We start from the raw sequence: 14,559 nt of genomic DNA, 5'->3' as shown, positions 1-14,559 counted from the left end.
CGGCAGAAGCCGTTGTGCGTAGTTAAGGTGTCAACAGAAACGGGGTAACTCCAACTCCATATACAACGTTCAAGATCCAACCAAGTTCAATGATCTGAGCAACGAGTTAGGTGTGACATTTAGCCAACTCGACAAAGCTGGGAAGAATACTTTTATCGCCGAGGTTCTCCAGTTGGATAAGGAGTCTACAAAGAGCAAGCTATGCATTATAACTGTCCCGTAGAATATATTATGTGTTTGCTTAGTAATGTCCATAATAAAAAAATAAACTAATGCTGAACCTTATAGTTCTTATAAGAGATTACTAGAACTACATCAGATAAGGTTAAAAGCCATTCAAAACAGGGGTTAGATGTATAAATTTGGGATATTCGAATTTTTTATTTTAATAACACTTATATTAATTTTGCCGTTTTGGAAAATATTCACAAAGGCGGGCTTTAAACCCTGGTGGAGCTTGCTTATGATTATCCCCATTCTTAATATAATATTAATATTCTATTTAGCTTTTAAAGAATGGCCGATTACAAAACAGTTTACCCACGTTGAAGAGTCAAAGTAAACTAGGTAATTGATTGGCAACTATTAAGAGGGGGTGGCGTTAAAGCGGTTCATGGCCGCCTCATAGCCCTCTTTGACCACCACAAGGGCGGCTTCGGCCGCCTCGTTTACGGCCATCTCTATGGCAACCAGATCGCCCTTGGCAAAATCTTCCAGGACATAATCTGCCGGCTCCTTGCGGCCGGGCGGGCGGCCGATGCCTATCCTTACCCGGCCAAAATCCTGGCTATCCAGACTCTCTATTGTGGAATTTAAACCGTTGTGGCCGCCAGCCCCGCCGCCGAATTTGACCCTGACTTCCCCCGCCGGCAAATCGAGATCGTCGTGGATTACCAGGAGATCTGCCGGGTTAAGTTCGAATTTCTTTAAGAGCCCAGTTGCGCTCTTTCCTGAAAGATTCATGAATGTCATCGGCTTAGCCAGATATACTACCGCGGAATCCAGATTCCCCTGGCCAAAGACCGCGTTTGCCGCGCTCAAGGAGAGCTTTATCCCAAGCTTCCCCGATAGCGCATCGACTACCTTAAAGCCCAAGTTGTGGCGGCTCGCTTCATATTTCAATCCCGGATTTCCAAGGCCAAGTATCAACATCCGTCCTCCAAGCCCTTTAAAATTTAGCAAGATTATATATCAGGTCGGCCGCTTGGGCTAAGCGGCAAAACGAAAGAGCCAGCCCAGGGCTGACTCGATCTTGTCTTAAAATCGGGGTCTAGAGAAGGTTGTCGCCTATTCCTCGGCCTCGGCCTATTCCTCTTCCTCGCCGACCAGCTTGGGCTGGGCAACCTCTTCCTCTGCTTCTTCGGCCACAGCCTCCTCCATCTTGGTCGGAGTAACGATTGACACAACCGGCTCATCGGCATGGCTGGTAATCTCAACGCCTTTGGGCAAAATTAGATCGGCCACCTTGATGGAGTCACCTACGCCCAAGGCGCTCACATCGACCTCGATAGAGGCCGGAAGATCGGCTGGCAGGGCCTTGACGCTCAGTTCCCAGGCGCCGTGCTGGAGAACTCCACCCATCTTTATGCCGGGGGCCTCACCGATCAAGCTTACGGGAACCATCGTTGTTACCGCTTCATCCATGGCGATCTTCAAGAAATCGATGTGAAGAAAGGTGTCATTTACCGGATTCTTCTGAACCTCCTTGATGATGACGTTTGCCGGTTTCTTCTCGCCCTCCAACTTGAGGGTAAGGATGCCGCCCAGAGAGCCGTGACTCTCCAGATAACCGAAGTCATGAGCATCGACCGCAAGCTTCTGATTCGCTCCGTGGCCGTAGATGACGGCCGGGATCTTGCCGCCTGCTCTGATCTTTTTCGACTTCTCCTTGCCAAGACCCTCTCTTAACTCGACTTTAATCTCTGTGGGACTCAATTTTGAACACACTCCTTAAATATTAAATTATGTTATCGCCTTGGAAGAGTTCGCTGACCGATTCCTCTTCGTGGACATTTATGACAACCTCGCCAAATAGTGAGGCGATGGAGACGACTTTCAGTTTATCAAACATCTTCTCTTTGGGCACGGGTATGGTATTGGTGACCACAACCTCTTTTATGCGGGAGTTCTGGAGCCTTTCGACCGCCGGCCCCGAAAGGATGGCGTGCGTTGCGCAGACATATACCTCACTTGCCCCCGAATCCATGAGGGCTTCGGCCCCGTGAACGATGGTGCCGCCAGTATCTATCATATCATCTATTATCAGCGCGCTCTTGCCCTCCACGTCACCGATGAGCTGAGTATATTCGGCCACATTGTGAGCGGGACGACTCTTGTGAAGGACGGCTATGGATGCTCCCAGGCGGTCGGCGCACCTCTTGGCTACCTTGACTCGGCCCACATCGGGCGAGACGACTACGAGATCATTTAAGTTGAGCTTCTTGAAATGACTGGCCAGAACGGGAAGAGCCGTCAGATGATCGACCGGCACGTCGAAGAAGCCTTGTATCTGGCCGGCGTGAAGATCCATGGTCAGCACCCTATCGACCCCGGCCGTGGTCAAGAGGTTGGCGATCAGCTTGGCCGAAATCGGTTCCCTAGATTGCGTCTTCTTATCCTGGCGAGCGTAAGCGTAATAGGGAATGACGGCCTGGATGCTGACGGCTGAAGCCCTCTTTAGGGCATCTATCATCACCAACAACTCCATCAGATTATCATTTACCGGCTCGCAGAGGGACTGAATGACGAAGGCCTCGGCCCCCCGCACGCTCTCCAGAAAGCGAGCGTATATCTCGCCGTTAGAGAAGGTCGAGATGCTCACCCGACCGGGATCAACCCCGACGTAACTGATTATCTCGCGCCCCAGCTCCGGATTGGCCCGGCCGGTAAACACCATCAACCTGCCTCTAGACTGTCCCATTAAAAAGGCCTCCTAATCTTCCTTCTTACCTTCACGTCTATTTTTGACGTAGCCCTCGATTATCCTCTGCTCCGAACGTTCGATGGCCAGAGCTCCGCTCGGCACATCCTTGGATATGGTCGAGCCGGCCCCGGTCATGGCCCCCTTCTCTATTTTGACCGGAGCCACCAGCATGCTGTCGCTCCCGATGAAGACATCGTCCTCGATGACCGTCTTATGCTTTTCAAAACCGTCATAATTACAGGTTATGCTGCCGGCCCCGATATTGACGTTATCACCTATTATAGCGTCTCCAATGTAACTTAGGTGAGGTATTTTGCTTTTTTTGCCAACTAAGGCCTTTTTGACCTCTACAAACGTTCCGATCTTGCTCTCTTTACCAAGGCTGGTGCCAGCCCGAAGCGAACAGAAGGGCCCCAGATCCGCGCCGTCCTCTATCACGCTCTCCTTGATGACGGCATTTTCGACCTTGACACCTCGCCCGGCCTTGCTATCGATCATCCTGACCGACGGTCCGATTCGGCAGCCCTCGCCTATCTCGGTTGTGCCCTCCAGAAAGGTCATGGGATATATGACGCTGTCCCTTCCCACTTTGACGCTTGGGCCGATGAAGGTGAGATCGGGCTGGATCATGGTTACCCCCTCATCCATGAGACGAGCGTTGATCCTCATTCTCATGATCCTATCGGCCTTGGCAAGCTCTTGCCTGGAATTTATCCCGAGTACCTCGCTCGCATCGGCCGCCTTCATGGCGACGACGCGCCTTCCCTTTTCGCTAAAGAGACCGATAAGGTCGGTCAGATAATACTCTTTCTGATCGTTATCGTTGGAGATATCCTTGAGCAGTTCCATGGCCGACTCGGCCTCAAAGGCGTAGATGCCCCCGTTGACCTCGCTTATGGCCTTCGTCTCTGGGCCCGCGTCCCTCTCTTCGACGATCATGGCAATCTCATCGCCGCTTCTGACTATCCGGCCGTAGCCAACCGGATCATCCAGCTCGGCGGTCAAAACGGCCGCAGCCGCCCCTTTTTCGATCCGCTCCGCGATGAGTTTTTTTAGGGTTTCGGCCCGGATTAGCGGTGAGTCACCCGAGAGGATGAGAAGATCACCTTTAAATCCCTTAAGGGCGGCGGCGCCCGCACGCGCCGCATGACCCGTCCCCAGTCTCTCCTTCTGAAGCACAAAATCGACGCCATCGCCAATCGCCTCTTTGACCCTTTCGGCTCCACTGCCGACGACCACAACAACCCTATCGGGATCGAGCTTCATGGCCTCGCCGATCACGTATGAGATGATTGGTTGACCTAAGATTTGGTGAAGAACCTTGGGATGAGATGACTTCATCCTGGTTCCCTCGCCAGCGGCCAAGACCAAAACAGCCAGACTCACAGTTAAACCTCCGCTCTAAAATATTAAGCCCTTTAAGCTATTTTAATTGATGATTTCGATCTCTTTTGAGCTTAAAGGGGTCCAAAACGATTGGCTGGGGCGGGAGGATTCGAACCTCCGAATACAGGTGCCAAAGACCTGTGCCTTACCGCTTGGCCACGCCCCAAAATAAACGATATTCCAAGGTAAAAATACGTGAGGATTATAGTTTATCGTTCCTTTGGTGTCAAGCCAAACGCCCCGCTAAGAGCCTTCAGAAGTGCTCTCCTTCTTTGCCTTCTCAAACTCGTCCAAGATGGCTTCTTGTATTCTCTCACGCGTCTCGACGTTTATCGGATGAGCCACATCCCGGTACTCGCCATTTGGCAGCTTCCGGCTAGGCATGGCCACAAAGAGACCCTTGTCACCCTGAACAATTCTAAGGTTATGGACGACGAACTCCTCGTCGAAGGTGATGGAGGCGATGGCTTGAACCTTGTTCATCTCGACCGGACGGACGATGACCTTTGTAATCTCCATGTGGCAGCACTCCCTTTTTAGGTTAGCTTAGCTTGGCGATGGCCGATATCTCTATTTGAGCCCCCCCGGGAAGGCCGCTTACCTGTACGGTCTCCCTGGCCGGCGGCGTATTCGTGAATACCTCAGCAAATGCCTCGTTGACCAAGTTGAATTCGGATAGGTCCAGCATATAGACGGTGACCTTGACGACGTCCAAAACCGAGCTGCCGGCCGCTCTGAGGACCGCTTCGATGTTTCTCAAGGCGAGCAGGGTCTGATAGTAGAGACTGGCCGCTATCAGCTCGCCGGTCTTGACGTCAAGCGGGATTTGGCCGGAGACGAAGGCGAAACCGCCCGCCTTTATGCCTTGCGAGTAGTGACCGACCGCTTGAGGCGCCTCATCGGTCGAGATGACATCAAACAATTTAAGCGGCCCCCTTCCTTTCACCCAAGATCTTCTCAACGAACTCAAGATCGGCTTCCTTGTCGACATCGATGCTGATCTCGGGGGCTGCCCAAATGGCCGCGCCCCTTGCCTTTAGGATCGACGAGAACCTCTTTTCGGCCTCAGCTATTGAGGCTCGCCCGCTCAGGAATTTGATGATAAAGAGCGGGCCAAGCAGGTTGGCCAGTTTTAGGGGACTCTTTCGCAAAGAATAGAGCCTCTCGAAGATCTCCCTGTTCTCGATGAAGACTTTAGAATCGATAAGACCGATGTTGCCGCCCGTAAAGAGGCCTTCTTTGAGACGACCGTACGTCCTTGCGGTGCCAAAGAATTTCTTGTCCATCTCCTCTTTGGAGGTGATGGGGTAGTGGAAATCGGCCGGTCTCTCCTTGCAGGCTCTAAGGAACTCCTCGACCGCATCGGCGCTTAAGAGCGGAAGGTCGGCCGAGACTATGAGCAGAAGACCCCCTGCGGGACCGAGGCCTTCGAGGCCGGCGTAGATATTCTCGGTGATGGAGCCATCCGAGTAGAGGACCATATCCGCCCCCTTGGACCAGCCGCCCCCTTGAGTACCGGGCGGAACTACGACCGCAATCCTCCCAATCGAAGGACTGGACGCAAGGGCGGCTATGACCCGGCTTACCATTGGCTCGCCGCCGACCTGAATCATGCCCTTTACCAAACCAGCCAAGGGGCCTTCGCCCTTTACCTTGCCTCCTGCCATAACCAAAGCATCAATCGTCATCGAGTACTCCTTTTTATTTATATATCATTATATCCGATAAATCATGAAGCTTTGGAGTCGGCTGGCAAAAAGTTGCTTCCCTCTTTCATCGAGATCGCGGTGAATACCTCTAGCCCACCGCCGCCCAAAGCCGAGGCTATCCCTTCAGCGCTCACGCTGGAATCGGCCAGAGCAAATATGGCCGAGCCGCTACCCGTCATGAGCGCCCCTTTGGCCCCCAGGGAGACCGCTTCGGCCTTGATGCGGGCAAGAAGCGGGTTTGCCGAAATGGCCGGGCCTTCAAGCACGTTTATCAGAGAGGCGGCTATGGCATCGATATCATTAATCTGTAGTGAGAGAATCATCACATCGACAGGTGGCGCGAGCGAGCATGCCCCATTCTTGAGGCTGGCGTAGATCTTGGCCGTCGATAGATTGAGATCGGGTTTTATGACGACGAGATTAAGCTTGGGCTCGATGCTCAAGGGTGTTACCATCTCGCCTCTTCCTTCCACGAGCGCGATGCCGCCCATCAGCATGAAGGGGACGTCCGAGCCGACCCTCGCCGCAATCTCTGCAAGATCGCCCAGGGATAGACCGAGCCCGAAGAGCTCGTTTAGGCCATGGAGGGTTGCGGCCGCGTCGCTGCTCCCGCCGCCAAGACCGGCAAAGAGAGGTATCCTCTTTTTGACGTCTATCTTGGCCCCGCTTTTGACGCCGCTCTCTTCGATGAGCAGTTTTGCAGCTTTGAAGATGAGGTTATCATCCTTCGGGATATCCGACCCCAAAGAGGTGGTAATATCGATCCCTTCGGCCTCTTGGAAGGTCAGCTCATCGCATAGGGAAATGCTCTGCATGATGGAGCGGATATCGTGATATCCGTCTTGGCGCCTTCTTAAGACATCCAGATAGAGATTGATCTTGGCATAAGCTCTCATCGTAAAGGTTTTGGACAATTTCAGTTCTCCCTATACCAAGGTTTTTCACAAAAAAAGCACAGCCAAGCTGTGCTTTTTGACAATTTGGGTTTTTATAAATCCCTTCAGGCTACTGGAGCCAAGAGATAATGTTTTCCCCATTTTCAGGATCCGTCAGTTCGACCGTCTTGGTTAAAACATCGACATAGCTGTAGGAGATGAGGCGAGACCTATCCTCTTCCTCCTCGACGCAGATGATGAAGAGATGGGGATGAGTCTCGGTGAGCACGCCTTCCCTCTCAATTATCTTACATCTGCCGACGTTGGCCTTGAGCTTCATCTTTTCACCAAGATAGGGCTCTAGGTCATCTTTTATTTTGGTTACCAATCCATTTTTAGGCGCTTGGGATACCACGATATAATAAACCCCTTCATTATTTTAAATAGATGATAACCTAAACGGACGATAAAATCAAGGCAAGGAGCCCAATTCGTCTGAGGCTCTACCTCAAAGGGAGAGGTCTTCTTAGAAGACCTCTCCCTTAAGTTATATAAGAGCCCTCTCTTAATAAGTAACTGCTACCGTTTGCGTGGTCTCATTCCAGGTGACGGTGGCTCCAAAAGCTTCGGCTACCCATCTTGCCGGAAGCATGGTCCGTCCGGGAGGAATCACCACAGGAGCGACGTCCATCGTGGTTACAGCTCCGTTCTTGTCGAGGTTCTTGCTGCCGATGACCAGCTTAACCACGGTGGTGCCTTTGGTCAAGGTAATGTTCTTTGTGGCCGCATCCCACTTGACATCCTTTTCGGCTATGCCAAGAGTATAGGCGAGATACCTTACCGGTACATATGTCCGGTTATCCTTGACGTAGGGGGCGGCGTCCATATCGAATGATTTGTCATCAATAGTGTAAGAGTATTTAGCTATCTTAAAAATGGCGGTGGTCTCTGTGAAGGGCAGGACGGGTGGAATTATCTCATTTGGGGCATTTGCAGAAAAACTGGCCGTCACGCTGATGTCGCCCGTCACGTTGAGGTCGGTGCGGGCGGCAGTGGTAACGCCATCGCTCCAACTTGTGAAGTGATAGCCCGCGGCCGGCACGGCGGTGACTTGGCTTCCGTCTGCCCCGTGGTTGACCGTCTGCGGGCTGGTGCCTGTGATCGAGCCGTTTGCGCCGGCCGTGTAGGTCAGGGTATAGGTGTTGATGGCGAAGCTGGCGGTAACGGTGATATTGCCCGTCACGTTGGTATCGGTGCGGGCGGCGGTGAGAACGCCATCGCTCCAACTTGTGAAGTGATAGCCCGCGTCCGGCACGGCGGTGACTTGGCTTCCGTCTGCCCCGTGGTTGACCGTCTGCGGGCTGGTGCCTGTGATCGAGCCGTTTGCGCCGGCCGTGTAGGTCAGGGTATAGGTGTCGATGGCGAAGTTGGCCGTGATGGAGTAGTTGCCATTCATGGTGATGGTGGTGCTGGCCGCACTGGTGTCAGCCACTGTGCCCACATCTCCGGTCCAGTTGACGAAGTGATAACCCGGATTGGCAGCCGCCGTTATCGTAACAACGTCTCCGCTATTGTGAGTGGTCGGTGAGCTAGCCGGGGCCGTGATCGAACCGTTCGCGCCGGCCGTGCAGGTCAGGGTATAAGTAGGCACGGTGCTAGTTGTGACATTTACATAACCGGTCGCGGTCGAAGTGAAATAGGTGTCATTTTGGTTGGTTGCGATTGAAGCCGTAGAGCCCCATGTGCCACTAGCGCGGCCCACGCCGCCGAGAGTCAAGGTGCCCACACCAAGGTTGGTGCCGGTGATGGTGGCCGTCACTCCTGTGGTGATACTAAAATTGCCACTCGCTAAAGTGGCGTTATTGGCACGGGTTATAGACTTTGCGCCACCGCCGCTGAAAATGAGGTTGTAATAAGGGGTATTTACCGCGGTCTGGGCCCCTGCGCCATTGTAATTTACCGTATTGTTGATTGCGGTCGCGGTAAGTGTGGTAATGGTCGGCGTAAGATCAGTGATGTTAAGTGTGCCGCCGGTGTTGTTGGTGATGCCGGTAATCGTGCCCGAGTTGGTAAGATTGACCGTGCCGCCGGTGTTGTTGGTGATGCCGGTAATCGCTCCCGAACCGCTGAGATTGACCGTGCCTGTGTTAGTGAAATTGGCAAGAGCTGTAGTGGTCGTACCGGTACCCGTGCGGTTGATGGTGCCCGAGTTGGTAAGTGTGGTGATCGGACAAGTGCCGCCAAGATTGAGCGTGCCGGTGTTGGTCAGGGTGCCGCTACCGGCCAAGGCCGTCCCAACGTTTAACGTGCCCCCGTTTACACGGGTTCCGGTGACCGTAACTCTGGGGATTGAAATGGCGGTACCCCCGCCGATAGCCAGCCCGCTGCCGCTAAAGGTATGAACTCTCATATTGGCTGTAAACGTACCGTTATTTAGTAGATTGCTGGCGAAGTTAACCGCTGCGGCTCCGGTTTCGTTCCAAGTTCCTCCCGCGTTGACCGTAACCGTTCCTGTGAAGGTTTTAACGTCCGTATTGGCAAGAGTCAACGTTCCGCTAACCGAAGTTGTTCCACTGACGGTTAGGTCCCAAGTGTTTGTTGTTCCCGTAGCAAATGTTGCGCCAGCCCCAACGTCGAGGTTTCCTCCGATGGTCTCTGCGGCCGCAGTTGTGGCGGAGGCCGTACCGGCTAGGGTTAGATTGCCGTTTATGGTGACGGCGGCGGGTAAAGTTTTTGTGCCGCTGCCGGAAAGGGTGAGGTTACTATAGGTGAAATCGCCAACCGTCTGGGCTGCGCCCGTATAATTGACCGTGCTGCCCGCAACCGTCGTTAGCGTGCCATTGGCGTCAGTATATATTGCATCACCCAAATTTAAGGTTCCGCTGCCGGAAAATATGATTGAAGCGCTATTACCACTACCTGTAACATTACCTGTAACCGTTACCGTTCCGGTGGAGATGGTAACTCTATGTCTTGCGCTAGTACCACCGCTGGTGAAGGCGATGCTTCCGGCACTTAAGGTCCCCGTCCCCACGGCAAGCGTGTTAATATTTGTGGTTCCGCTTCCGCCGGCTCTGGGGATGGTCACGGCCCCGGAAACAGCTAAGATATAGCCCGAATTTATATTTACATTGCTGCTTGAGGCGACCCCTCCGGTAAAGGTGAGAGAAGCGCAGGCTGCGTCCGCGGTAACGTTAACGGTAGCCCCAGCCGCTATGGTTACGGTGTCGCCCGCTACTGGCACCACCCCCCCTTGCCAGGTTGAGCCCGTATTCCAATTGCCACCGCTTGCCGTGCTGGTTATGTTGGCGGCATAGGCCGGGGCGCCCACCAGGCCTATCATCAGGCCGGCCAGCATGAGAAGCGTCATGAGCCCCGCTATCAACCTCTTGGTTTTCATCCTCTTCAACGATTTAAAAATCTTCATCTTTCCTCCCGTTAAATTTCAACCTTTTGCCATTTCGACCCCTTGATGAGGCCGGCCATATCAAGCCCATAAACATGCTTTAGGGGAAGGGCTCACCTAAGCCCCCCCCCACGAAAAAAGATATTCAAATATCTTCTCTAAAGCTTTTGAAGTATCATGCCGATATATATGTGTTGATTTTCATTCTAACAAACTACCAGAGAGAATCAATGGGTTTGGTAAATATTTTCAATAATTCAAATATTAAATTTAGAATGCCATCCTATTAGTCTTTTTTTATTTAACAATGATGATGAATTGGCCAGCTTGAGCAGAACGAGTTAAACGGACAGGAATGAGAGCGGTTATAAGAGCGGCCGGAGACAAACTTTAGGGCTTGAGGGCGAAGCCCTGAAGCCCTTCCAGATGCTCTTTGGCCAGGCTTGAGTCCGGCATTAGGCGCAAAAAAGACTCCCAGGACTCTATGGCCTTTTCTACCTCACCGGCCTCTTCGTAGAGAAGGCCGGCCAGGCTCAAAAGGACGGTGCCCTTGGGGACCCGATCCTTGACCATTTCATAGTGGTTTATGGCCTCTTCAATGAAGCCCTCTTCCCTCAAGATGTGCATGAGCTCGATTAGGGGCTGAGGATCGCTCGGGTTGAGCTCTACCGCCCTTAAGAGGGAAGCCTTGGCAAGCTCAACCTTTCCATCTTGAGCGTAGGCGTAACCGAGATTGCTGTGGGCTGTGGCAAGATCATCTTTTAAGAAGATGGCCCGCTCATAATGGACTGCGGCCCTGCCAAAGTCACCAATTTCAAGATATGAATTGGCCCGGCTAATGCTCTGCAGGGCGATGAGGGGACGAAGCGCGAATATGACAGCGCCCACTACCAGAGCAAGCATGATGGCCCGATCTTTTAAGGGAACGCGCATCGCGTGATGATGCGGGCAACCACATCCGGCTATAGGTTGATCCGTCTTTGACTTTGAATGTTCCTTTTTCTCTTCCATTCCATCCTCTTGCATCGGGTCTCCTTACAAAATTAAGCCAGCCAGAACAGGTCGAGAGTTACGAGCGTAAGAAGGATCCCGCTAACTATCTGGAGGTACTCCTGTAGCCTAACGAAACGGTCGGAGAGACCCTTAATCCACCCGAAAGCCACCCCGGCAATCAGGATGGGAACGCTCTGGCCAAGGACATAGACCATGAGCAGGGTAAGACCGGAGATTATAGTCCCACTCGTCACCATGTAACCGCTTATCAGTATGAGGGCCGGGGCGCAGCAGGGACAAGTTGGCGCCTCAAAGAAGATGAAGATGGCCCCGAGCAGATAAGCGCCGAGATAATCCTTGTGTCCGCGGGCAAAAAGCTCCAAAAATCCAGTATTCATCTTGGGCGGATGGATGAATCCGAGAAGGTAGAGACCGAATAGGAGCGAGACGGCGCCCAGTCCATAAAAGATGGCCCGGCTGAAGGAGGCGAATTTGGCCAGGCTCAAAGATGCGAGGCCGATGGCCAGCCCGATGGCAAGATAGGTGGTCAGCATGCCGCCCACGAATAGGAGGGTAAGTAGGACAAGCCTCCTCTTGGACCTGGTCTGAACGCCGCCCAGAAAGCCCATGAGAAGGGGAAGCTCCAAGATGACGCAGGAGCCCAGGCTGACTACGGCTCCGAGGGCAAAAACGGTCAGATAGGCCAGTGGCGAAGAGGAGCTAAGAGCATTTTGCAGGCTGAATTGGATGTTTGTCATCTGGTTCTTGACCTCTATTTTAGAATCGAATGAACCTAAAGCCCGTTTCAACGAGTCAATTTTAACACAACCCAAGGGTGCTTAAGCAAATCAGAGAAAGAGGTGGCCTTTGTAATTATAAGGGTGGGCCCCAAATGGGGCCCACCCTCTAAAAATCCTGGTTCAAAAAGGCCAGAAAGCCGCTATATAGTGAGCGTGTGTTCGATATCGGTGACTTTGTGGCGGGCTAAGGCCAGATTGGCCTTGGATTTGTCCAGAGCGATATAGACGAAGAGTTCAGGCTTCTTCTCTAAAGGCCGAAGTATATGATACTGCGCGCCCAGAGTAATGAGAATGTCCTCGATGTTATCCTTCAGACCAAGGAGTTTCATCACCTTATATTTGGTCTTAAGCACATCGCTGTTACCGGCCGCAGCCAGGTTGACATCAAGACCTGTTCCGGCCTTGCCGAGCACCATTCCGCTGTTGCTGTCGACAACGGCCGTGGCCAGAGCGCCCTCGATGGCCATAAGCTCCTCCAGCGATTTATTGAGATCCGACATTACAACACCCCCTTTCGCTTGAGACAGAATGATCTATAATAATTTCCCTATTGATTTATTCGTTTTCAAAGCTTAAATCCCTTCTTATTTTGGAATCGGAATGATAGATACTTATTTTGCGCCCCTTACCAATTCGGCAATGGCCCGCTCAAGCTCAACAAAATCCGACAGACTCATGGTCTCGGCCCTTCTTTTGGAATCTATGCCGACCTTCTCCAGCAAGCGGGCAATATCATCCTTGCTGCGGCCGAAGCTGAGGAGGGTATTTGCGAGCGTCTTTCTCCTCTGGCCAAAGACGACCCCGATCAGTTCAAATAACCCTTTGGGATCGTCGGTCAAAAGTTTGGAAGGATCGAGCCTGACCAGACGGACGACGGCCGAATCGACCTTGGGAGGCGGAAGAAAGACGCTCCTTGGCACGTTGAATAGCAACTTGGCTTGGCAATGATACTCGATTTTAAGCGAAAGCTGGCCGTAATCCTTGGAGTGGGCCGTGGCCGTCATCCGGGCCGCCATCTCCTTCTGGACCATGATGATCATCTCCCCGACCGAACCAAACTCATCGAGCAGCTTGATGACCAGAGGAGCCGAGATATTATAGGGCAGGTTAGAGACGACCTTGTTTGGGATAAGGGGAAGATCGCTCACTTTGAGCCTCATGGCATCTCCCTCTATCAGGTGAAAATTTGGATACGAGGCGAAGTTCTCCTTCAAGATCAGAAAGAACTTCTTGTCATACTCGACCGCGATGACCTTAATCCCGGTCTCCAAAAGGACTTCGGTCAGACTGCCGATGCCGGGGCCTATCTCAAGGACGACATCGCCTTCGCGTAAGCTAGCCGAGTGGACTATCTTCTTTAAGATGTTGCCGTCGATGAGAAAGTGCTGGCCAAGCCGCTTGCTTAGGTGAATGCCGGCCTTACTCAGTATCTTGATGGTCTCTCTCGGGGTTCCGATCAATTTTTGCGCCCCTTCTCTCACTTACAGGGCGAGTTTAGCACAATAGGGGAGATTTAAGGGGGATCAGTCGGATAAGATGTGGACGATGACTTTTCTTCTGCCGAACCTTATGGCCTCGTCGTAAGTCTCATAGCAGAGATCTATCTTATTCCCCTTGATGGCCCCGCCGGTATCGAGAGCCATAGCCTCACCATAACCCTCCACGTAGACCTTGGTGCCAAGGGGGATTACTCTCGGGTCTACGGCCACGATTCCAAACCCGGCCTTGGCCCCGGTGGCCGTAATATAGCCGCAGTCGTAACCTGGAGTATAGGCGGTCGCGGTCAATGTGAGCGTCTCCTTTATCTTAAGATCGCTTGGGGTCTCATGGCTTGGAGCCGGAGTTTTCCTCGCTCCACGGTCGGTCAGATAGGCCAGCTTGGAAGGAGCCTCCGTCTTAGGCAAGCCGTATAAGCGAACGGCCTTGATGACCATGCCCGTCTTTATTGGCTCATTGGGGTCATTGAAAGTCAGGTTGAAGGCGCCAAACTCGCTCTCTTTGCTCTTCAAGAACTCACCGACGCTATTTGCCGTGGTGGCAAGGGTGAGCCTTTCGGTGCCGACCTCGAAGCCCACGACCTTTTCCCGGTCTAAGGCGATAAGAAGGCCGACCTTTAGAGGGGAAGACTCATCGAGACTTAGCCAGTCGCCCTCTTCAAGTTCGATGCCCCTCTCTCTGAGCAGGCCTGATACGTCTGAGGCAAAGGATAATACCTTCTGCCCCTTCCCGTCTATTGCCAATTCGACCGATTTTCCAAAATATGAAAGGCTTAATATGGTGACCGTAAGCCCGATGATTGCTGCGCCAATACACTTCTTGAAAAGCGCTTTTTTACAGCCTAAAAGCAATAAGTTTACCTCTAAATGGCCCAGATTTTATCCAAGTTTTGCCGATCTTTAGAAACAAAAACTGAAGGTGATTCCTACCTAACTGGTACTGTGATATGATACCTTTATGCTTGATAACC

General features: G+C 52.5%; 15 protein-coding genes and 1 tRNA gene. All 16 read right to left on the bottom strand.

The window, feature by feature from the left end; translation table 11 throughout:
• Nucleotides 1–585: 585 nt before the first annotated feature.
• Entirely contained in the window at nt 586–1,152 is a 567-nt protein-coding gene (pth, locus tag QMD53_05685) for an aminoacyl-tRNA hydrolase (GenBank protein ID MDI6800139.1), read from the bottom strand.
• A 153-nt stretch (nt 1,153–1,305) separates the two neighbouring features.
• A complete protein-coding gene (locus QMD53_05680; protein ID MDI6800138.1) occupies nt 1,306–1,935 on the bottom strand; it encodes a 50S ribosomal protein L25 in 630 nt (209 codons plus the stop codon).
• 22 nt (nt 1,936–1,957) lie between these two features.
• Nucleotides 1,958–2,920: a ribose-phosphate pyrophosphokinase gene (locus QMD53_05675; protein MDI6800137.1), complete on the bottom strand. Its 963-nt coding sequence runs from the start codon at nt 2,918–2,920 to the stop codon at nt 1,958–1,960.
• Nucleotides 2,921–2,932: 12 nt separating this feature from the next.
• Complete coding sequence (gene glmU, locus QMD53_05670; protein ID MDI6800136.1) at nt 2,933–4,309, bottom strand: bifunctional UDP-N-acetylglucosamine diphosphorylase/glucosamine-1-phosphate N-acetyltransferase GlmU; 1,377 nt, start codon at nt 4,307–4,309, stop codon at nt 2,933–2,935.
• A gap of 91 nt (nt 4,310–4,400) precedes the next feature.
• Nucleotides 4,401–4,475, bottom strand: a tRNA-Gln gene (locus QMD53_05665).
• Nucleotides 4,476–4,552: 77 nt separating this feature from the next.
• Entirely contained in the window at nt 4,553–4,828 is a 276-nt protein-coding gene (gene spoVG / locus QMD53_05660) for a septation regulator SpoVG (protein MDI6800135.1), read from the bottom strand.
• A 22-nt stretch (nt 4,829–4,850) separates the two neighbouring features.
• Entirely contained in the window at nt 4,851–5,231 is a 381-nt protein-coding gene (locus QMD53_05655) for a Rid family detoxifying hydrolase (protein MDI6800134.1), read from the bottom strand.
• Nucleotide 5,232: 1 nt separating this feature from the next.
• Nucleotides 5,233–5,997, bottom strand: coding sequence for an NTP transferase domain-containing protein (locus QMD53_05650; protein ID MDI6800133.1), 765 nt, complete (start codon nt 5,995–5,997; stop codon nt 5,233–5,235).
• Between the two features lie 41 nt (nt 5,998–6,038).
• Nucleotides 6,039–6,932, bottom strand: a complete 894-nt coding sequence (ispE, locus tag QMD53_05645; protein MDI6800132.1) for a 4-(cytidine 5'-diphospho)-2-C-methyl-D-erythritol kinase — start codon at nt 6,930–6,932, stop codon at nt 6,039–6,041.
• 91 nt (nt 6,933–7,023) lie between these two features.
• Nucleotides 7,024–7,281 carry a Veg family protein gene (locus QMD53_05640; protein ID MDI6800131.1) on the bottom strand — a complete coding sequence of 86 codons (258 nt, stop codon included), beginning with the start codon at nt 7,279–7,281 and terminating at the stop codon, nt 7,024–7,026.
• Between the two features lie 177 nt (nt 7,282–7,458).
• Nucleotides 7,459–10,320, bottom strand: coding sequence for a stalk domain-containing protein (locus QMD53_05635; GenBank protein MDI6800130.1), 2,862 nt, complete (start codon nt 10,318–10,320; stop codon nt 7,459–7,461).
• A 369-nt stretch (nt 10,321–10,689) separates the two neighbouring features.
• A complete protein-coding gene (locus QMD53_05630; GenBank protein ID MDI6800129.1) occupies nt 10,690–11,325 on the bottom strand; it encodes a tetratricopeptide repeat protein in 636 nt (211 codons plus the stop codon).
• Between the two features lie 17 nt (nt 11,326–11,342).
• Nucleotides 11,343–12,101, bottom strand: a complete 759-nt coding sequence (locus QMD53_05625; protein MDI6800128.1) for a cytochrome c biogenesis protein CcdA — start codon at nt 12,099–12,101, stop codon at nt 11,343–11,345.
• A 131-nt stretch (nt 12,102–12,232) separates the two neighbouring features.
• A complete protein-coding gene (locus tag QMD53_05620) occupies nt 12,233–12,592 on the bottom strand; it encodes a hypothetical protein (GenBank protein ID MDI6800127.1) in 360 nt (119 codons plus the stop codon).
• A 111-nt stretch (nt 12,593–12,703) separates the two neighbouring features.
• Nucleotides 12,704–13,552, bottom strand: a complete 849-nt coding sequence (gene rsmA, locus QMD53_05615) for a 16S rRNA (adenine(1518)-N(6)/adenine(1519)-N(6))-dimethyltransferase RsmA (GenBank protein ID MDI6800126.1) — start codon at nt 13,550–13,552, stop codon at nt 12,704–12,706.
• A 63-nt stretch (nt 13,553–13,615) separates the two neighbouring features.
• On the bottom strand, nt 13,616–14,332 hold the full coding sequence (locus tag QMD53_05610; protein ID MDI6800125.1) for a 3D domain-containing protein: 717 nt from the start codon (nt 14,330–14,332) through the stop codon (nt 13,616–13,618).
• Between the last annotated feature and the right edge of the window lie 227 nt (nt 14,333–14,559).

It is taken from the genome of Actinomycetota bacterium (assembly GCA_030017835.1).
In the GTDB taxonomy this organism is placed as follows: Bacteria; Actinomycetota; Aquicultoria; order UBA3085; family Oleimmundimicrobiaceae; genus Yes70-04.
This window is presented reverse-complemented; position numbering and strand designations above follow the sequence as displayed.